Raw genomic sequence first — 19,351 nt, 5'->3', positions numbered from 1 at the left:
ACATGAAAAACCCGCTTTATCAGAGTTTTTGGCGAATGCACTTTTATGCCGCTTTATTTATTACTCCACTACTTATTTCGCTAACACTCAGTGGTATAGGTTATTTATTTTATACCGATGTTGAAGATCATTTATATGATAACTACTTTTTTGGTGAAAGTGGAAAAACCGAAGTACTATCCATTGACGAGGCTGTTAAACTTGCAGAAGAATCATATGCTGGCTTTAAAACAACTAAAATTATAGAGTTAGAAGAGCCATACAATACACGTTTAACGATGAAAAATGCAGATGGTGACGAAAGATATGTGTTCTTAGATGATCATAACCAAATTATTGGTGGTCAAGATGCTGGTTACACCTTTGCAAATATTATGAGAAATCTGCATAGTTCTTTATTTATTGGGGGAACTTTTGTTAATTATTTAGTAGAATTAGCTTCGTGCTGGGCTGTTTTTTTACTGCTTTCAGGTGTATATATGACATTTAAAGCAAAACTACTAAAGAAAACAAAGCAGACAAACAAACGTCAAAAAAGTAGAAAATTTCATGCGCTTATTGGGACAATTATTACGATCCCTATGCTTGTTATTATTTTCACAGGCTTACCATGGTCTGCAGTGATGGGGAACTATATTTACCAAGCTTCACAAGATTATCCTTCTTTCGGCACGCCGTTATTACAGCAGCAGCCTCCTACATCGGATATAAGTGAGATTCCTTGGGCTACTCGACAAGAAATCCCTCCAACGTCAGATTCAGGACATGCAGCACATCATGGTATGGAAGCCAATACGGGCTGTGGTGTTAACCCGTACCAACTAAGCGTAGAAAAGCTACAACATGAAATTGATGCAATGAATATATCAAAACCTTACGCGATTATCTATCCTACTAGTGAAGTCGGTGTCTATACAGTTGCAAAATCAAGTAACACAGGTATAACAGGACTTGATGTTAGTCCGGATGATGAAACAACGATGTATTTTGATCAGTATAGCGGGAAGTTTATTGACAAGGTTGGATATGAGGACTATGGTATTCTTGCCAAATGGTTCACGTGGGGAATTCCTTTACATGAAGGTCACTTGTTTGGCTGGCCAAATAAATTAATAAATTTATTAGTATGTCTAGCATTTTTAGTTGTTATTGCTTGGGGAATTAGAACATGGGTACTACGAAAGAAGAAAGATCATCTTTCTGCACCACCTAAAATCTCTCAAAAGGTATCCATTCCTTTTATCATTTTCATGATAATTTTAGGTATACTGATGCCACTATTCGGACTTTCTTTAATTGCTGTTGTACTGATAGAAATAATAATAAATTTGGTATCTAAGAATAAAAAAGAAGTCAATTAAAATACTAAGCGATACTGTATCCTTTCTAGATGAGGAATGCAGTATCGCTTTTCTTTTTTTAAAGCCAGCCTTTTTCACTGGCAACTTGGGCTGCTTGTTGTCTAGATTCGACATGTAGCTTTTGAATGGAGGTTGATAAATAGTTTCGAATGGTACCTTTTGTTAAAAATAATTTTTTACTAATCTCATTCGTTGTGAGCCCTTCTTTTACAAGCTGAAGAACAGCAATTTCACGGTCATTTAATGGATTTTGTTCCTTCATAAATAAGGTAGCAGCTAAATCTCTGCTGACAACCTTTTCACCATTCATTACTTTTCGGATGGTTTCAATTAAATAATCGATCGGCTCATCCTTTAGTAAATAACCGTGTACCTCACAGTCCATTGCTTTCTGTAAGTAGCCAGGACGTGCAAAGGTTGTGACAATCATCACCTTGCATGGTAAATTTGCTTGCCTTATTTTTTCTGCAAGCTCAAGTCCAGTAAGGTTCGGCATTTCGATGTCCAATACACAAACATCGGGTAGCTCTTGTTGAATAGATTCCCACGCTGTTTGACCGTCTGAAACTTCTGCAATCACTTTGATATCTGGCTCAAACGATAACAAGGAAGTTAAGGCGCCGCGTAACATTTGTTGATCCTCTGCTAGTAATACTCGTATCATGTAGTTGGCTCCTTTCTGTAGTGTTGGATAGGGAGTGTTAACGTCACAATTGTTCCATTCGTCGATACATTTTCAATGGAAGCACTTCCGTGTAGGGCAGTCATTCTTTCTTTCATTGATGTTAGTCCATTTCCGAGCCCTTGGTTATGTAAGCCCACACCATCATCCACGATGTTTAACGTCAAAATGCCATCAATATCATTCATTTCAATTCGACATTTTTTCGCTTGACTATGTTTAATAATATTTGTAGTTGCTTCTCGAAGACATAAAGACAGCATCGTTTCTTCCACACTGGCTAGTAGTAGTTTTGGGCAGTTGTTTTTCATTTTTATGGAAATATTCGCTGTTTGTAAATGCTGTTTACAATGTGTGAGCTCACTTTCTAGAGAAATAAAATTCATATCAGAGACTAATTCTCTTACTTGCTTTAATGCCGTCCGCGTTGTTGCTAAAATATCACTTAATTCATCTTTTACACGCATCGTATCTTTATCGACTAATTTTGATGTTAGTTCTGTTTTTATTTTAATCATTGTCAATGTATGACCAAGCGTATCGTGGAGGTCTCTGGCAATACGTTGTCTTTCTTCTTGCTGAACTAACTGCGTATTGACCTCTGTTAATTCCGATTGTAATTTTTTGGATTTTTCCACATAATAGATTAACATTGGAAATAGTAGCTGAATGATCATTATAGGTATTAAAGCTTCGGTCTCTAATTGGAAAGATGTTTCGGATTCAAACAAAATAACGATTAAAAACATAAGGGCAATTGCCATCATGCCTACTGCAATATGCCACTTCGTTTTAGCTCTTCCAAGTAAATCAGCAAATGTAAATCCAAAAATCAACATAGAAGATCCTTCATAAATACCTAGTATGATAATAAGAGTAAAGCCTATTAAAGAAGCTACAAGTAAACGCCAATCTTTAAACCATAAAGCAATATAGAACGCTACTAAAAATAACAGTAGGATTATTGTTTTAGCTAATAATGGTAATTGAGAATTTGACCCTAATACCATGGTGAATAAAAAAATGAGCGATACTACATCGATAATTAGATAATGCTTTGCTTGATCTCTTGGGTAAATTTTTATATGCTACACCAGCCCTTTTGATTATTTACGTGTAATAGCTTGAATAGTATTTTTACGAATCCATTCTAATGGTCCAAAATGAAAGTGTTTTATGCACAGTTTGGCGATAAAAATTTGTAGCAGGGAAATCGTCATCCAAATGGCAATAATCTCAATGCTATTTAGCTTTCCTCCTAAACCTAAACCCCAGCCGTAGAAAATGATCGATGCCATTATATTTTGAAGGACATAGCAGCTTAAGGACATTTTACCGACGTCTCCAAGCTTCTTCCATAACCAATCTACCTTCTTGTATTCTATCAGTTTACCTAAAATACCAATATAACCAATTGATAGGATTGGTGCAAATAAATAGCGAACTGGAAAATCAAAAGTTCCTCCTGGAATAAAAATAAGAAGATTCAATGGTATCCCCATATAAATCCCAATTAATAAAAGCTTTTTTCGTACCTTGCGACCCTGTTCACTTTGAGAAAAGACACCGTTACGCATAAATTTCACACCAAGTAAAAATAAAAAGATGTTCATTGGAATAATAAAGATTGCTTCCGTTCTATAGTAGAGAAAATTTGCTAAGCGATATTGTATTTGTTCAAACCAAGTACCGTGTTGATAAAGCGAAACAACTGAATCGCTTTCATAAAGTGCATTGGCACCTTGCAATGTACTGTATAAAAGTAAAAGAATCATCATGGCATGAAAGCCGCCGAACACATATAAACAACGATTAATCGCTTTATCACCAATTTTGACGATAAAGGCAACGATGACCCCTGTCACAGCATAGCTCATTAAAATATCGTATTCCATGACTAAGGTAAAGTGGATAAGCCCTTCCGTAAATAAAAATAACAGTGTCCAAATATACATACCTGGCCAAGCATTTCCTTGTCGCATGGATTGCTGATATTTTAATTCCAGACCAACCCCAAACATAATTGTTAACAAACCAAGTAGCTTGCCGTTTACTAAAAATAAAACGAACATTCGTAAAAAGTCATTAAATGACCACCAGCCTGAATAATTACTGGTCATAATAGATGATGGATCCCCAAGGTAAGCAAAAATCCAAATATTTGTACCAAGCGTCCCTAATACAGCAAAACCTCGTAATATATCGATTAATGGTAGTCTTTGATTATTTTGCATGTTTCAAATCACTCTTTCTTTGTTTTCTTACTACAATCATATGGAAAATCAAAGGAAAAAAACATTCACACGAGTCAAAGGTTCTTTATGACAGGTGTCATTTTATGGTGTGCTCGATAAGAAAAAAACCAGCAATTGGCTGCTGGTTTTGTACATTTATTTGTTTAACTATTTGGTACATGAATAAATTCTATAGTCTAAAATCCCTTCATACTTTAAGTTCATATCCATATGTTTATCCATTACCTCATAAAGTTCAGGTTCAATATCCTCCGAGTAATGAAATTCAGGTACCGATGAGATAGATTTGTTTTTTTGAATACGAATATTTTTAAAGCCAGCTTGTTGAAACAAAGCGATCCAATCCTTTTTCATTGAGAAAGAATCAAATCCATAAAACTGTTGGATTTCCTTTTCAACCTTCGCTTCAAGTGGTTGAGTAATAGTAAATTCAATGGCGATAAAACGACCGCCATTCTTTAATACACGAAAGATTTCTTTTAAGGCACTAGGTTTATTGACAAAAGAAAGAACTGATTCGGAAATAATGACATCAAATGTATGATCCGGAAAAGGCATTTGTTCTATAGAACATGGGTATATTTCTACTGGTAGGCGTTTTTTTTTCATTCTCCTTTTTGCTTTTGCAACCATTATGGAATTGCTATCTATACCAGTTACTTTTGATTTATATTTGTCAGCCAAATAGGCAGCGGTTTGACCTGTACCACACCCTACATCTAAAATGTGAGAAGTTTTACTAATGTTCTCAGTCTTGAATATTTCCTTTGTTAGATTAATACCACCAGGATGCGCACCACCAACACCAAATTTGGACAGAAACTCTAGATATTTAGAATTTTGAATAGGAATCCCTTCTTTAATCGTCTTTTTCTATAATATGAAATAAAAAATAGTATGGTTCCTGTAAGAGATCAAATCCGCTTGCCAGTGCGCTATTTTAGGCTCCGAGAGATAGAATAAATTACTAGATTTCGGGGCTTTTTAATGTCATATATAGGATGTTCTTTTCACAAACATCTGTGAAAGTCTAAGTATCGAAAAAATACCAACATATACTATTTAAAAGTTATTTGTTAGGGGGTGAATGAATGCCGTATTTTCCGCCAAATCCTAGAAGGGGACCAATCCAACCAAGATATCGACAAGGCTATGGCCCTTCTCAAGGTAGATTCGTGCAGCCCTTTTATTATCCATATCAACAACCTCAAACCTCTAGAGTAGGAAGATTACCACAGCATCTCAATACGCTTATGGGCCATGCCGGAACCATAACAAACGGAGTAAATATGATCAGGCAAATGGGATATTTTTTAAGTTTATTTAGGTAGTTTTTCTAGATTATAGACGAATAGTAATAAAGAGGCCGGGACAGAACTCGATTATTTTGAAAAATAGAGAAAATAGATAATAACTTTTTCGCTTCAATGAGTAGAGTGTTCCTTCCTAAATCAAAAAAATGTTAGACCGATGCAATCAGTCTAACATTTTTTCTTTTTGTCCCAGCCTCTTCTTTAGATTGAAAGAAGACAGCAACCTAATTTGCTACTAGCGCAAAGGTTTTTGTGTTTATTTTACTTGTATAAGGTGCTTTTCAATAATAGAGCGATTTTTCTCTTTAAATGCCTCGTTATGTGATGAAACGATGCCATGGCGATAGGCAGTAGGCTCTAAAAATGTTTTGATGGAGTTCACGGCATTGGCTGCATCTTGGAAGGTTCCTAGGAGAAGATGAATTTTCCCTTCAAATGCTAAAATATCACCTGCTGCAAAAATTCCAGGCTGTGCGGTTTCTCCTGTAGCTGTGCCTTCGAAATAGTAATCATCTTTTTTAGGAATGGTGATCGCTTGATCAAATTCTAATGATGCTTCGCGGTTATAACCATGACTTACAATGACTTCATCAATTTGACGTGTATAGCTTTGCTTCGTTTTTGAGTTTTCGCACGTTACTAATTGAATAGCCGTTTTGTCAGCATTCGCAGTTAGTTTCGTAATAGTTGTATTGCATTCAATTTGGACACCGGCATCCGAAGCTTCTTGAATTGTGGCTTCGTGGGCAGATAACTTATCTTTGCGATAAACAACAGTAACGTTTTTAGCGATACGATTAAGCTCAACTGCCCAGTCAATCGCCGCATTTCCGCCTCCCGAAATAATAACTTCCTTGTCCACAAAACGTTGATAGGATTGCACGGTATAATGCAAATTGGTCATTTCGTATTTTTCTGCGCCATCCAGAGTAAGCTTTTGAGGGTTGATGATTCCACCACCAACGGCTATAAGAACAGTTTTAGAGTAATGCTGATCACCTTGGGCACTATGAAGTATAAAAATATCGTCTTGACGCTCTATGAAATCGATTTTTGTGTCTGTTAAAATAGTTGGATCAAACGTTTTAGCTTGCGCAATTAATTGTTGTACAAATTGTTCGCCTAACACAGGAGGGTGACCACCAATATCCCAAATTAGCTTTTCTGGATAAAGCAATACTTTACCTCCAAGCTGTTGTTGACTCTCGATTAATTTCGTTTTTAATCCTCGTAAACCACTATAAAAGGCACTATATAGACCAGCAGGCCCACCACCAATAATTGTCACATCATATATATGTTGCATTTTCTCGCACATCCTTAGAAAAATATTAAAAAAGTATTTGACAAAACTTGATCTGATTACTAGACTAATCTAGTGATAATGATTATCATTGTTAGTTGTGAGTATCATAGCATGGAAAGAAGTAAAAAGAAAGAGAGGTTACATTTTGCGTTTACAAGTTGAATCGATTCGTATTGGCTATGAGAACAAAACGATTGTGCATGATTTGTCGCTGGAAATTCCAGACGGTAAAATTACAACGATAATCGGCTCTAATGGCTGTGGTAAATCTACACTTTTAAAAGCTATTACAAGAATTTTGAAGCATGAGAGTGGACAAGTCATTCTAGACGGTCAAAATATTTCCAAGATGAAAACGAAGGAATTAGCGAAAGAGCTTGCTATATTGCCACAAAGTCCAGAAAGTGCGCATGGTTTAACAGTGGAAGAACTTGTATCTTACGGTCGATTTCCATATCAAAAAGGCTTCGGCAATTTATCACAAAAGGATAAAGACGTGATTGACTGGGCCTTAAAGGTAACTAAAACGGATGAATTTCGGTTAAATACAGTTGATGCCTTATCTGGTGGACAGCGTCAACGAGTGTGGATTGCGATGGCATTAGCACAGGAGACCGCTATTATTTTTTTAGATGAGCCAACAACCTATTTAGATATGGCCCATCAGTTAGAAGTTTTAGAACTACTTTACAAGTTAAACGAAGAAGAAGGACGCACAATTGTCATGGTGCTACATGATTTAAATCAAGCAGCTCGTTTTTCAGATTATATTGTTGCTCTTTCGCAAGGAAAGCTTGTGAAGTTTGGTACGGCAGAGGAAGTGATTGTACCAGAAGTATTAGAAAAAGTGTTTAATATTGATGCAGTCATTGGCAAGGATCCACGAACAGACAAGCCAATGTGCATTACATATAACTTACTAGAAACGGTGTAGAAGGAGAATGAATTAATGAAAAAGTGGTTATTACCAATGTTTATGATGGTTGTACTAGTGCTTGCAGCGTGCGGCAATAAAGAAGAGAAGACAGATGAGGGCTCTAAAGAAGCATCATCAGCAGAAACGATTACGTATCAATCTGAAACAGGTCCCATTGAAGTACCTGCTAACCCTAAACGTGTCGTTGTGTTATCTTCTTTTGTTGGGGATTTATTACAACTTGGAGTAAATGTCGTTGGCGTTGATTCATGGGCTGCGAAAAATCCAAACTTCCAAGATGATATTAAAGATGCAGTGGTTGTTGAGAATACAGATATTGAAAAAATTCTTGAGCTAGAACCGGATTTAATTATTGGTTTAAGTGGTATTGAAAATGCGGATAAATTAGCAGAAATCGCTCCGACGGTATTATTTACTTACGGAAAAGTCGACTATTTACAACAATTCATTGAAATCGGTAAGGTCGTTAACAAAGAAAAAGAAGCTACTGAGTGGGTTGAGGATTTTAAAACGCGTGCTGCAGAAACAGGTACGAAAATTAAAGAAAAAATCGGTGAAGATGCAACCGTTACTGTTGCAGAAAGCTTTAATAAGCAATTGTATGTTTATGGTGATAACTGGGGTCGTGGAACAGAAATTTTATATCAAGCAATGGGCTTAAATATGCCTGAAAAAGTGAAACAAGATGCTTTGAAGCCAGGTTATTTTGCAATTTCACAAGAAGTTTTAGGTGAATATGCAGGAGACTATGTGATTTTTAGTATGTTCCAGGATCAAGATAATTCATTTACAGATGCTGCGTGGTTTAAAGATTTAGAAGCGGTGAAAAAAGGACAATTATTTGAAGTGAATGCCAACGCATTTTACTTTAATGATCCGATCACTTTAGAGTATCAATTAGATTTCTTTGAAGAGAAGTTTTTACAATAATTTTTAGTAGAGAGTAGCGAAGGCAAATGACAAAGTTTCGACAATTCCCATTTTGGCTTCAGGCGCTGTTTGCACTGATCTTATTAGCAGTGACAGTGACGATCTCGCTTTGTGTTGGCGCGGCTAATACTAGCATTCAAGATGTTTATGAAGCTGTTGTCGGACAAAGCGGTGGCAAGCATTATACGATTTTACGTGAAATTCGATTTCCACGTATCATTGCGGCTATTTTTGTAGGCAGTGCACTTGCGGTTGCTGGTGCTATTATGCAAGGAGTTACAAGAAATCCATTAGCAGATCCTGGGCTCCTCGGTCTAACAGCGGGTGCCAATGCTGTACTTGCTTTAACAATGGCATTTATCCCCAATGCCTCTTATATGATGCTTATTTTTGCCTGTTTCGTAGGTGCTGGAATCGGGATGATGATTGTATATGGTATTGGTGCTTCTACAAAGAATGGCTTTTCTCCGTTAAAGCTTGTCTTAGCCGGTGCAGCTGTATCTGCTCTTTTACAAGCAATTGCAGATGGTACGGGAATATTATTTCAAATTTCAAAAGATGTATCGATGTGGACGAGTGGTGGTTTAATTGGCACAACATGGCAAGCGCTAATGATTGTTCCTTTTATTATAATAGGCTTAATAGTAGCGTTTATATTTAGTCGTCAGCTAACCATTTTAAGTTTAAACGAAGAAGTTGCTGTAGGGTTAGGACAAAATACAACAGTAATTAAAGGAATTATGATGTTTGTAGTTGTTGTACTAGCAGGCTCTGCAGTTGCCCTTGTTGGGAATCTTGCATTTGTTGGTTTGATGGTGCCGCATATTGTGCGTGCTATTGTTGGGACAGACTATCGATTGGTCTTACCGATGAGTGCTATTATCGGTGGTTGGTTTATGGTAACAGCGGATTTCGCAGGTAGAATGATTAATGCTCCATATGAAACACCGGTAGTTGCAATTATCTCCATTATCGGCCTTCCATTCTTCTTACTTCTTGTTCGGAAGGGAGGTCGTCAGCTTGTTTAATGACGGGCGAAAAAAACAACGTAAATGGTTAATTGTATGGATATTGTTGACAATCGTTATTTTTGTGATGGGCATATCCATGGGAGCTGCTTCGGTTTCTATTGACCGCATCATACCGATCTTGTTGGGAGACGGCAGCTTTAAAGAATCATTCGTATTGTTTTCTGTTCGTTTGCCAAGATTGTTTGTATTGGCAGCAGCAGGGATGGCATTAGCATTAGCGGGTGCCGTGTTGCAGGGAGTGACCCGAAATGACTTAGCGGACCCCGGTATTATTGGGATTAATGCTGGGGCGGGTGTTGGGATTACGCTTTTTTATCTCCTTGTAGATGGTAATCTTCCTAACTTTGCATATGTATTACCACTTGTCGGATTTGGTAGTGCTTTATTAACAGCATTGTGTATCTACTTTTTCGCCTATAAGCGCAATATGGGTGTACAGCCAGTCCAACTAATTTTAGTCGGAGTGGGAGTAGCCTCTGCCTTATCTGGATTGATGATGATGTTAATTTCTTCAGCGGAGCGTAGTGATGTGCAATTTATCGCGCAATGGCTCGCGGGCAATGTGTGGGGAACGGATTGGCCGTTTTTCTGGGCGTTATTGCCTTGGCTGGTGCTAGGCATTCCATTTATTTTTTATAAGGCCAATGTGTTAAATGTACTGGCGATGAACGAACAAACGGCAGTTGGTTTAGGCATGAATATTGCTCGCGAGCGCTTGCAATTATTAGTGGTCGCTGTTGCATTAGCTGCGGCTGCTGTTTCAATTACAGGGGGAATTGCCTTTATCGGTCTAATGGCTCCACATATTGCGAAACAGCTTGTCGGACCACGCTTCCAGTTCTTTTTACCGCTTACCTTGTTTATAGGTGCAAGTTTATTAATGCTGGCGGATACGATTGGCCGCGTAGCGATTGCCAGTGCGACAGTGCCAGCTGGTATTGTCGTAGCATGTATCGGTGCTCCTTATTTTTTATATTTATTACGAAAAAACGACTGAATGGCTTTGGCTGTTCGGTTGTTTTTTTATTTTGAAAGGCTTTTTCGGAATATTTATTGAATATGATAAATAAGGAGTGATGGTACATGAAGAAATTATTAATCGTCTTATTATGTTCAATAATTGTATTGTCAGCATGTAATTCAACATTAGCAATTACTAAAGTAAAATCTGTACCAAAGGATTTACAAGAAACTTTAAATGACCTTGGAATGGAAGATTATGCCCAAATGATAAATAATGGTGAAAAGCGCTCGTATATTGTGATCAATACAAAGGAAACTGTTACAGTCAGCGTGAAGAGTAAGGAAGATACGATTGTAATAAACATTGACGAAATTGAAAATCAAAACGACGAAGTTATGAAGCAGCATATTTATAAACTAACGAAAGATGCTAATTATGAATATATTTATTTATATAAAAATGGCGAACAGATTCCGTTTAATACAGTTGCGGCTTTTTAGTTAAAAGGAGTGGCGGAAAGAATAGCGACAACGACGGAAAGAAAAGGCAAGGAGACGGATAGAAATAGAGGCGACGGAAACAATGGAGCGATCGACGGAAAGAAGTCTCAGAGCGACGGAAAGAACGCCGGCACCGACGGAAAGAAAAGGCAAGGAGACGGATAGAAATAGAGGCGACGGAAACAATGGAGTGATCGACGGATAGAAATACAGGCGACGGAAACAATGGAGCGATCGCCGGAAAGAAGTCTCAGAGCGACGGAAAGAACGCCGGCCCCGACGGATAAAAATCTCAAGGAGACGGATAGAAAAGGGGCGACGGAAACAATGGAGCGACCGACGGAAAGAACCCTCAGAACGACGGAAAGAACCCCGGCACCGACGGATAAAAGTCTCGAAGCGACGAAAAGACCAACGACAACGATAGCGGCTCTAAACTAAAGGAATCCTCGCTAATTTCCTACTAGACAAATCGCTATTTCAGGTATATAGTTACCTAGGCTAACTAATTTATAAGGAGTGGTAACTGTGACGGTTGAACAGGATTTTTTTAATCAGTATCGCTTAATGTACAGACCTTTTATCAATCAAGTGAATGTGCAATTAGAGAAATATCAACTATATAGCTCGCAATGGGCTGTTCTTCGATTACTTAATGATAAGGGGCGACATTCATTCGTGGAGATTGCGAATTATATGTCAATTGAAAAGCCAAGTGTCACAAGGTTCGTTCACAAGCTTGTAGAACTTGGCTATGTGGAAACGGTAGCGGGTAGGGATAAGCGCGAAAAGCTTGTACAATTAACGGCTTATGGTGAAGAACTTGTGCTAGAAATAAAGGCGCATTTAAAACCGTTGTTTGAACAGGCACTTGCAGGCGTATCAAAGCAGGAGATAGAGATTGCGACACAAGTTTTAGCGAAAATTTGTGCAAACATAAATCGGTAGGAGAGATGGAAGTGGAAACAACTAGAGATAGACTATGGACAAAAGACTTCTTAATCGTCTCACTTATTAACTTTACCATTACTTTGATCTTTTTTTTATTGATGGTAACGATTGCAGGCTATGCGGTTGAGCACTTTGGAGCTTCAACTAGTACGGCAGGGCTTGTATCGAGTATTTTTATTATAGGTACATTATTCGGGCGTCTTGGGGCAGGACGAATCATTGGGGATTGGGGTAGTAAAAAAACATTATTTTGTGGATTATTATTGTTTATGCTATCAACGATGTCATATTTTTTTGCGGTAAATTTGACACTTCTTATGCTCAATCGTTTAGTACAAGGAATTGCACTTGGCTTGGCGAGTACGGCAACTGGAACAATTATTGCACAAATTTTACCGTCTAATCGACGTGGTGAAGGTATTGGTTATTACAGTTTAAGTGCCATCTTAGCAACTGCTATTGGACCGTTTGTAGGTATTCTTTTAACACAACTGTTTGAAGATTTTCGTATGATTTTTGCAGTCGATTCAGTATTAGCTATAATTTGCTTTTTGATGTATTTTATCGTGACAGTTCCTGACGTACCGAAGAAAGCGAAAGAAATGGTAGAAAAAACAAGCTTTAAGCTAAGCAATTTTATCGAAATGCGTGCTGTGCCAATTGCTTTGGTGGGGTTAGTTATCGGTTTTGCTTACTCTGGGGTTATGTCATTTATGACGTTTTATGCGAAAGAGCTTGATTTAGTCTCAGCGGGAAGTTATTTCTTTATTATTTATGCAATAGTGATTCTAGCGACACGTCCATTTACAGGAAAGCTTCTAGACTCAAGAGGCGCGAATATTGTTGTTTATCCGTGTTTAGTTATTTTTGCAATCGGTATGTATGCCTTTAGCTCGGCTACAAGTAGTGTTGTATTTTTACTAGCTGCTGCTTGCATCGGTATTGGTTATGGTAACTTCAATTCTGTAGCGCAAGCAATAGCTATTAAGGTTACACCAAATGAGCGATTAGGACTTGCGACATCGACCTATTTTATTTTATATGATTTAGGTTTAGGTGTTGGTCCTTATTTCTTAGGGTTCTTCGTTCCAACGATGGGATACAGTGCGATTTTCTTTGCGATGGTATTCGTAATTTTACTGTCAATTGTCCTTTATTATTTCTTATATGGAAAATATGAAAATAACAAAAATTTCGTAGATTAGAATCGTTATATTGTGGGAAATACGTTATTTTTCTAGTTATATTAATATATAAACTAGAAAATGACGTTTTTTTCTTTAAATAAAAATATTTCTTGCAATAGAGTATGATAATCATTATCATTCTCAATATAAACTATTTCGGAAGTAGGTACTTAGCATGAAAAAAACATCAATATTGTCAGTATTAGTTGCAGGTGGCATTCTAATGACTGGCTGTGGTAATACAGAAGAAACAAAAAAAGAAGATAAGCCCGCAACGGAGCAAGCAGATAAAGCAGAACAAACAAAAGAGGCTGATCTTACAGCTGAACTAGCAGCCTATAAACAATTTGCTTTAGAACAAATGGATCAATTTTTACTAGAAACAGAGAAATTTGTAAACCTAGTTAAAGCTGGCGATATTGAAGGGGCAAAAGCAGCCTATGCACCAGCTCGTATGTATTTTGAGCGTTCAGAGCCAATCGCAGAAAGCTTTGGAGACCTTGACCCACGAATCGATGGTCGTTTAGCCGATATCCAAGAAGAAGGTAAGGGCGAGGAAGAGTGGACAGGTTATCATAAGCTTGAACATGCACTTTGGGTTGAAAATAAAACTGCAGGTTACGAGAAGGTAGCAGATCAACTATTAGCCGATGCAAAAGAACTTCACGCATTAGTTCAAACTGTTGAAGTAACACCAGATTTAATGATTACAGGTGCTGTTGATTTATTAAATGAAGTATCAACATCTAAAATCACTGGTGAAGAGGAAATCTATTCTCACACTGACCTTTACGACTTTAAAGCAAATATTGAAGGTGCAGAAAAAATCTTTGAAATCTTACGTCCGAAATTAGAAGCAAAAGATAAAGAATTAGTCGCAACATTAGATGAAAAATTCAAAGCAGTGGATGATTTATTGGCACAGCACGCAACAGCTGAAGGTGGATATGTTTCTTACGAGGAATTAACGGAAGAAAACACAAAAGCACTTGCAGCAGCAGTTAATCAACTAGGAGAACCATTAAGTCAAATGGGGATTATTTTGGAGTGATAATAAATGACAGAGTCAAATGATGGAAAATGGATCAATAAAAAAATATCTAGACGTGACATGTTAAAGCTAACTGGCATCGGGGCAGCAGGTGTAGCAATCGGTGCTTCAGGCTTAGGTGGTGTTATGAAAGCAATGGGCTATGATGTGTTTGAGCCTGTTGCGGATAGCACGACAGCACGTAATAAAGTTGATTTCTATGGAAAACATCAATCTGGCATTGTTACACCCGTTCAAACGAATATTTATTTTGCTTCTTTAGATGTTTTATTCACATCAAAGAAGGAACTACAAGAGTTGTTCAAACAATGGACACCTCTTGTTGTACGTTTAATGAATGGTGAATTAATGGTAGATTTAACAACAAATACTAGAGTTCCAACAGGAGATACGGGTGAAGCTGAAGGATTAAACGCCTCAAATCTCTCCATAACTATAGGGGTTGGTCCATCTCTTTTCGAAAAGCTTGGTATCCAGCACTTAAAGCCAGCTGAATTAAATGATTTACCACATTTCCCAAAAGATCAGCTACAAAAAGAATACACAGGTGGAGATATTTGTATTCAAGCATGTGCAGATGACCCACAAGTGGCGTTTCATGCAGTACGTAATTTAGTACGTGCAGCTTCTGGTAAAGTAGAGATTAAATGGTCACAGGCAGGATTCAACTCTTTCCCAACTGGCGGAGGAACACCTCGAAATTTATTTGCGTTCAAGGACGGTACGGGCAATCCTACTGATGAAAAAGATCTAAATAAAGTGGTTTGGGTCGATAAAGGTTGGTTAAAAGGTGGCTCTTATTTAGTTGCTCGTAAAGTTCAAATGCATCTTGAAACATGGGATCGCACATCTTTAAAAGATCAGGAAGCAACATTTGGTCGTTATCGCGATAGTGGGGCACCGTTTGGTAAAAAGAAAGAGTTTGATGATTTCGACGTAGAAGCGAAGGATAGTAATGGCGAGTATATTATGCCAGATACATCTCATGTGCATTTGGCTCGTAAATCGGGTGCGCGTATGTTACGTCGCTCATACTCTTATGCATCCGGTGTGATGACGAATACTGGCGCGCATGATGCGGGGCTTATGTTCATATCTTTTCAAAAAGACCCGGCCCAATTTACAACAGTGCAAAATAGTTTAGGGCGTATGGATAAAATGAATGAGTACATTACCCATCGAGGCAGTGCAGTGTTTGCTTGCTTCCCTGGTGTACAAAAGGGGAGTTATTTAGGTGAAGCACTTTTTAACGCGCTGTAGTTTAATATTATGCTTGTTATTTGCACTTGCTGTACCAGTGCAGGCAGCGCAATCTTATAGTCATTTGTACATCTCGATTAGTGATGCACTGATGAATACGAAGCAAGACAAAGAAGCCGAAGCAAAACAGGCACTTGAACAGTTTACTAAAGATTGGTCATCCGTGACATCTGAACAGACAGAAGCAAAAGAAAAAGTGGATGAACTTCTTGCACAAGCAGTTGAAGCTACTTCAAAGGATGAACGTTTAGAGGCACTTTCCGCTTTGTCAAATGCTTTACGTGCCCTCGAAGAGCTTGAAAACCCTGTGGATGAAGCGGCGCAACGTGCAGAATTTGGACAAAAGTTTAAACCCGTCATGGCGGACTTTGAAAAAGCATTAGCCAGTGGGGACATTGCTGCCATCGATGAAGCCTATAAAGACTTTAATATCAAATGGAATAAAAATGAAAGACCTGTGCGTGAGCAAAGTATTGCGATGTACGGGCAAATTGAAACACAAATGGCGTTTTTACGCATTTCCATTTCCGCTGAAGAGCCTGATGTAGCTCTTATGAAGTCCCAATTTGCAGAGTTAAAACAAACAATTGAGGATTTTGTAGCTGGTAAGGAAACAGCGAAAGCGGTCGAAGGAGAATATTCGTTATCTACATTAATTGCCTATATTGATGAGGCGAACGATTTTATCGATGCAGGTGATTATAAAGCTGCCTCTGATAAAATTCTTGAATTCATTACAATATGGCCAAGTGTAGAAATTGAGATTTCGACTCGTAACGGTAGCCTATATACTAAAATTGAAAGTGATATGCCGATTATCGCTAGTGATTTATTAAAATCAACAGTCGATAAAGAAGCTATTAAAAGTAAATTAGATAATTTCCGCACTGAAATAGAGTTAATTCAAGCTGATTCAGATTATACTTTTTGGGATTCAGCGCTTATCTTATTGCGTGAAGGCTTGGAGGCATTGCTAATTATTTTGGCATTAGTTTCATTCTTAGAGAAATCAGGACAAAAGCCAATGCGCAAATGGATCTATATCGGTGCATTTGTAGGGATTCTGTTATCAGCGGTAGCGGCTATATTAATGTCGACAATTTTAAATTCTCCGACAGTTGATACAAACCGAGAGCTGATGGAAGGCTATATTGGCTTACTAGCTGCTGCAATGATGGTAGGAGTTGGGATATGGCTCCACAGTAAATCAAGTGTGGCAAGCTGGAATCGCTATATTTCTAAACAAATGGGCAATGCGATCTCCAGTGGTTCAGTGTTTGCCATGGCCGCAATTAGCTTCCTATCTGTCTTCCGTGAAGGGGCAGAAACACTTGTCTTCTATGCAGGAATTGCACCTAAAATGGAGACATCGCAATTTGTACTAGGTATCGTAGTAGCACTCCTAGTATTAACGATTTTTGCATTTGTGTTATTTAAAGCAAGTGGAAAAATACCAGTTCATAAATTTTTCGCAGTGGCAACGGTGTTAATTTATGTACTGGCCTTTAAAATTATTGGTGTCAGTCTGCATACGTTGCAGCTGAGGGATGCAGTTTCAACAACAGTTGTAGATGGCTTACCGGTTATCAGCTTCATTGGTTTTTACCCAACTGTAGAGACAATGATTGGACAAGCGATTTTACTTGTACTAGTTGTAGTTACGATCATCTTTAAAAAGAAACAAAAATAAATAGAAGGGCAGATGAAGGTATTTTCATCTGCCCTGTTTTTATTAGTGATCCCAATGAGACGGACGTTTCAGGTGGGAGGGTAATTTTGTTTGATGATTGCCTTGAGCTGAATTAAGTTGCATTTGGGTTAAAAACATACTTGTTGAAAGGTCTGCGCCACGTAAATTGGCATCACGTAAATCCGCACCAATAAAATCAACACCTCTTAAATCTGCATTTTCAAAATTAGCAGCAATTAAATAAGCTCCTCTAAGATTAGTTGCTCTTAAATCCTTCCTCTTTAAATTCTTCCCCATCCAATCGACCCCTCTATTGTCATACTTGCGAGCGTTTTTCTCCTTCATCTTTACGATAAGACTTTGGCGAATTTGCTCACTTGTTTCTAATAGTAAAATGTTCACCGGCAGTCGATAATTAGGAATATCTATTGCTAATAATGCATCTGCTTCCAGCTCTGTTGCACGCTGTAGTTGTTCTAATTGCAAACGTAGCTTGTTAAATAGAGATGAATCAACCTTGTGGGATAAAGCCTCTGCTACATACGCAATCATTTCATATAACTGCTCCATAATAGGAAAGACATGAAACATTTTCTCAGAAATTTCAGGGGATTGTCGCCAGTCTTGCCCATGGAATGTAGTTTGTGAAACCTTTTGACCTGCTCCTAAACAATCAAAAACTGTACATCCTTTAAACCCTTGATCTCGAAGTTTACTATGAATTTGACAGCTAAAATCCGATTGTAGATTCGGGCATGGTGTCCCAGCTGCCTTATTAATCGCGAAGTCGCTAGAGGCAGCAATATTTAAAGCCGTGCAACAAAGGCCGAAACAGCTTTGGCAATCCGCCTGTAAACTTTCGCGTATCTTTTTTCCCATTGTGTAATCTATTTTTTTTACTTCTGACATCATTGATTTCCCCTCTTAACGATAAACTTACATATGATTCTATCACTAATTATCTATGAAAGGAGATTTTTACCTTCGTTTTTCATTAAAGACGAAAGCGAAGCGGCGGCCACCTTACTTGAATTAGAGTTTGTAATTCATCTTTTACAAAAATTAGCATATTGTATTGACAATTAATTGTAAAATGTTATGATTTTTATAAACAGACAGACAGTCGGTCTATAAGGAGGAATAAAAATGAGAAAAGAAGCGATGGAGCGCAGAAACGAAATACTTGATGCAGCGGATGAGCTGTTCGGTCAGAAGGGCTTTGATGGTACAAGTACAAATGATATTCTCGAAAAGGTCGGAATTGCGCGAGGAACATTGTATTATCATTTCAAGTCGAAAGAGGATATTATGGATGCGCTAATTGAGCGATATAATGCCCAAATTTTAGGGGCTGCTAAGGCAATTGCCGCAGATAAGAGCATTCCCATTAACGAGCGTATTGTCCGTGTTGTCATGGCACTAAATATAAGTGACGGAAACGGCAAGGAAATTATTGATCATATACATAAGCCCCAAAACGCACTTATGCATCGGAAAATACAAAAGGTTATCATAAACGGCCTTCCGCCAATCTTGACGGAAATAATCCGTGAGGGTATCGAACTGGGGCTATTCAGTACGCCGTATCCATATGAATCCATGGAAATGGTTGTGGCCTATACGAATACCGTTTTTGATGATGATCTGGTTGAAATGTCCAAGGAAGAGCGTGCTTCACGTATTCCTGCTTTTGTATTCAACGTAGAAAGATTGCTCGGTGTTGAAAGCGGAAGTCTTATGTACATGATGAAACTGTTTGGCAGCGGAGATGAGAGTGGAAGAATTGGAAATGAAGATGGTTAATTAAAAGAGATTATTCTTTCTGCTACGGTCAGGACAGCAGATTTCAGCAATAGGAAGCAAGGTTCCGTCGTTTTGGCTAGATATTTTGTTAAGTGTTACTTCAAATGCTGTACATCTTAAAATCGGTTAA

At 38.0% G+C, this 19,351-nt stretch carries 20 protein-coding genes; 14 read left to right on the top strand and 6 right to left on the bottom strand.

The window, feature by feature from the left end; all coding sequences use genetic code 11:
• The first annotated feature begins 2 nt into the window (after nt 1-2).
• Nucleotides 3-1,361: a PepSY-associated TM helix domain-containing protein gene (locus BFJ97_RS15950; protein WP_068985643.1), complete on the top strand. Its 1,359-nt coding sequence runs from the start codon at nt 3-5 to the stop codon at nt 1,359-1,361.
• Nucleotides 1,362-1,419: 58 nt separating this feature from the next.
• Here BFJ97_RS15950 and BFJ97_RS15945 read toward each other — a convergent pair whose 3' ends face one another.
• From BFJ97_RS15945 to BFJ97_RS15920, 5 genes are all read right to left on the bottom strand, one after another.
• Nucleotides 1,420-2,025: a response regulator transcription factor gene (locus BFJ97_RS15945; protein WP_068985642.1), complete on the bottom strand. Its 606-nt coding sequence runs from the start codon at nt 2,023-2,025 to the stop codon at nt 1,420-1,422.
• Nucleotides 2,022-3,053: a sensor histidine kinase gene (locus BFJ97_RS15940; protein ID WP_083227073.1), complete on the bottom strand. Its 1,032-nt coding sequence runs from the start codon at nt 3,051-3,053 to the stop codon at nt 2,022-2,024. Before BFJ97_RS15940 ends, BFJ97_RS15945 begins: the two co-directional genes overlap by 4 nt.
• Nucleotides 3,054-3,149: 96 nt before the next feature.
• Entirely contained in the window at nt 3,150-4,277 is a 1,128-nt protein-coding gene (locus BFJ97_RS15935) for a DUF418 domain-containing protein (RefSeq protein ID WP_068985640.1), read from the bottom strand.
• Nucleotides 4,278-4,445: 168 nt separating this feature from the next.
• Complete coding sequence (locus BFJ97_RS15930) at nt 4,446-5,078, bottom strand: class I SAM-dependent methyltransferase (protein WP_083227072.1); 633 nt, start codon at nt 5,076-5,078, stop codon at nt 4,446-4,448.
• A 789-nt stretch (nt 5,079-5,867) separates the two neighbouring features.
• Nucleotides 5,868-6,917, bottom strand: a complete 1,050-nt coding sequence (locus BFJ97_RS15920; protein WP_068985637.1) for an NAD(P)/FAD-dependent oxidoreductase — start codon at nt 6,915-6,917, stop codon at nt 5,868-5,870.
• A 145-nt stretch (nt 6,918-7,062) separates the two neighbouring features.
• On the opposite strand from BFJ97_RS15920, the gene BFJ97_RS15915 reads away from it, so the two are divergent.
• From BFJ97_RS15915 to BFJ97_RS15865, 12 genes are all read left to right on the top strand, one after another.
• Nucleotides 7,063-7,851, top strand: a complete 789-nt coding sequence (locus BFJ97_RS15915; RefSeq protein ID WP_439098003.1) for an ABC transporter ATP-binding protein — start codon at nt 7,063-7,065, stop codon at nt 7,849-7,851.
• 15 nt (nt 7,852-7,866) lie between these two features.
• Nucleotides 7,867-8,784, top strand: coding sequence for an iron-hydroxamate ABC transporter substrate-binding protein (locus BFJ97_RS15910; protein ID WP_068985636.1), 918 nt, complete (start codon nt 7,867-7,869; stop codon nt 8,782-8,784).
• A 26-nt stretch (nt 8,785-8,810) separates the two neighbouring features.
• Nucleotides 8,811-9,812 carry a FecCD family ABC transporter permease gene (locus BFJ97_RS15905; protein WP_068985635.1) on the top strand — a complete coding sequence of 334 codons (1,002 nt, stop codon included), beginning with the start codon at nt 8,811-8,813 and terminating at the stop codon, nt 9,810-9,812.
• Complete coding sequence (locus BFJ97_RS15900; protein WP_068985634.1) at nt 9,805-10,812, top strand: FecCD family ABC transporter permease; 1,008 nt, start codon at nt 9,805-9,807, stop codon at nt 10,810-10,812. Before BFJ97_RS15905 ends, BFJ97_RS15900 begins: the two co-directional genes overlap by 8 nt.
• 86 nt (nt 10,813-10,898) lie before the next feature.
• A complete protein-coding gene (locus tag BFJ97_RS15895) occupies nt 10,899-11,279 on the top strand; it encodes a hypothetical protein (RefSeq protein WP_068985633.1) in 381 nt (126 codons plus the stop codon).
• 82 nt (nt 11,280-11,361) lie between these two features.
• Nucleotides 11,362-11,484, top strand: coding sequence for a hypothetical protein (locus BFJ97_RS25490; RefSeq protein WP_302621802.1), 123 nt, complete (start codon nt 11,362-11,364; stop codon nt 11,482-11,484).
• 20 nt (nt 11,485-11,504) lie between these two features.
• Nucleotides 11,505-11,720: a hypothetical protein gene (locus BFJ97_RS15890; protein WP_068985632.1), complete on the top strand. Its 216-nt coding sequence runs from the start codon at nt 11,505-11,507 to the stop codon at nt 11,718-11,720.
• Nucleotides 11,721-11,807: 87 nt separating this feature from the next.
• Nucleotides 11,808-12,227 carry a MarR family winged helix-turn-helix transcriptional regulator gene (locus tag BFJ97_RS15885; protein ID WP_068985631.1) on the top strand — a complete coding sequence of 140 codons (420 nt, stop codon included), beginning with the start codon at nt 11,808-11,810 and terminating at the stop codon, nt 12,225-12,227.
• Between the two features lie 5 nt (nt 12,228-12,232).
• On the top strand, nt 12,233-13,435 hold the full coding sequence (locus BFJ97_RS15880; protein WP_068985630.1) for an MFS transporter: 1,203 nt from the start codon (nt 12,233-12,235) through the stop codon (nt 13,433-13,435).
• A 157-nt stretch (nt 13,436-13,592) separates the two neighbouring features.
• Nucleotides 13,593-14,468 carry an iron uptake system protein EfeO gene (gene efeO, locus BFJ97_RS15875; protein WP_068985629.1) on the top strand — a complete coding sequence of 292 codons (876 nt, stop codon included), beginning with the start codon at nt 13,593-13,595 and terminating at the stop codon, nt 14,466-14,468.
• Nucleotides 14,469-14,474: 6 nt separating this feature from the next.
• Complete coding sequence (efeB, locus tag BFJ97_RS15870) at nt 14,475-15,728, top strand: iron uptake transporter deferrochelatase/peroxidase subunit (protein ID WP_068985628.1); 1,254 nt, start codon at nt 14,475-14,477, stop codon at nt 15,726-15,728.
• Nucleotides 15,703-17,418: an FTR1 family iron permease gene (locus BFJ97_RS15865; protein ID WP_068985627.1), complete on the top strand. Its 1,716-nt coding sequence runs from the start codon at nt 15,703-15,705 to the stop codon at nt 17,416-17,418. The genes efeB and BFJ97_RS15865 overlap by 26 nt, the downstream gene beginning before the upstream one ends.
• Nucleotides 17,419-17,460: 42 nt before the next feature.
• Here the strand turns inward: BFJ97_RS15865 and BFJ97_RS15860 are convergent, their stop codons facing one another.
• Complete coding sequence (locus tag BFJ97_RS15860; RefSeq protein WP_068985703.1) at nt 17,461-18,327, bottom strand: pentapeptide repeat-containing protein; 867 nt, start codon at nt 18,325-18,327, stop codon at nt 17,461-17,463.
• Between the two features lie 237 nt (nt 18,328-18,564).
• On the opposite strand from BFJ97_RS15860, the gene BFJ97_RS15855 reads away from it, so the two are divergent.
• A complete protein-coding gene (locus BFJ97_RS15855) occupies nt 18,565-19,221 on the top strand; it encodes a TetR/AcrR family transcriptional regulator (RefSeq protein ID WP_068985626.1) in 657 nt (218 codons plus the stop codon).
• Nucleotides 19,222-19,351: the final 130 nt, after the last annotated feature.

The organism is Lysinibacillus xylanilyticus, assembly GCF_001708185.1.
Classification (GTDB): Bacteria; Bacillota; Bacilli; order Bacillales_A; family Planococcaceae; genus Lysinibacillus; species Lysinibacillus xylanilyticus_A.
This window is presented reverse-complemented; position numbering and strand designations above follow the sequence as displayed.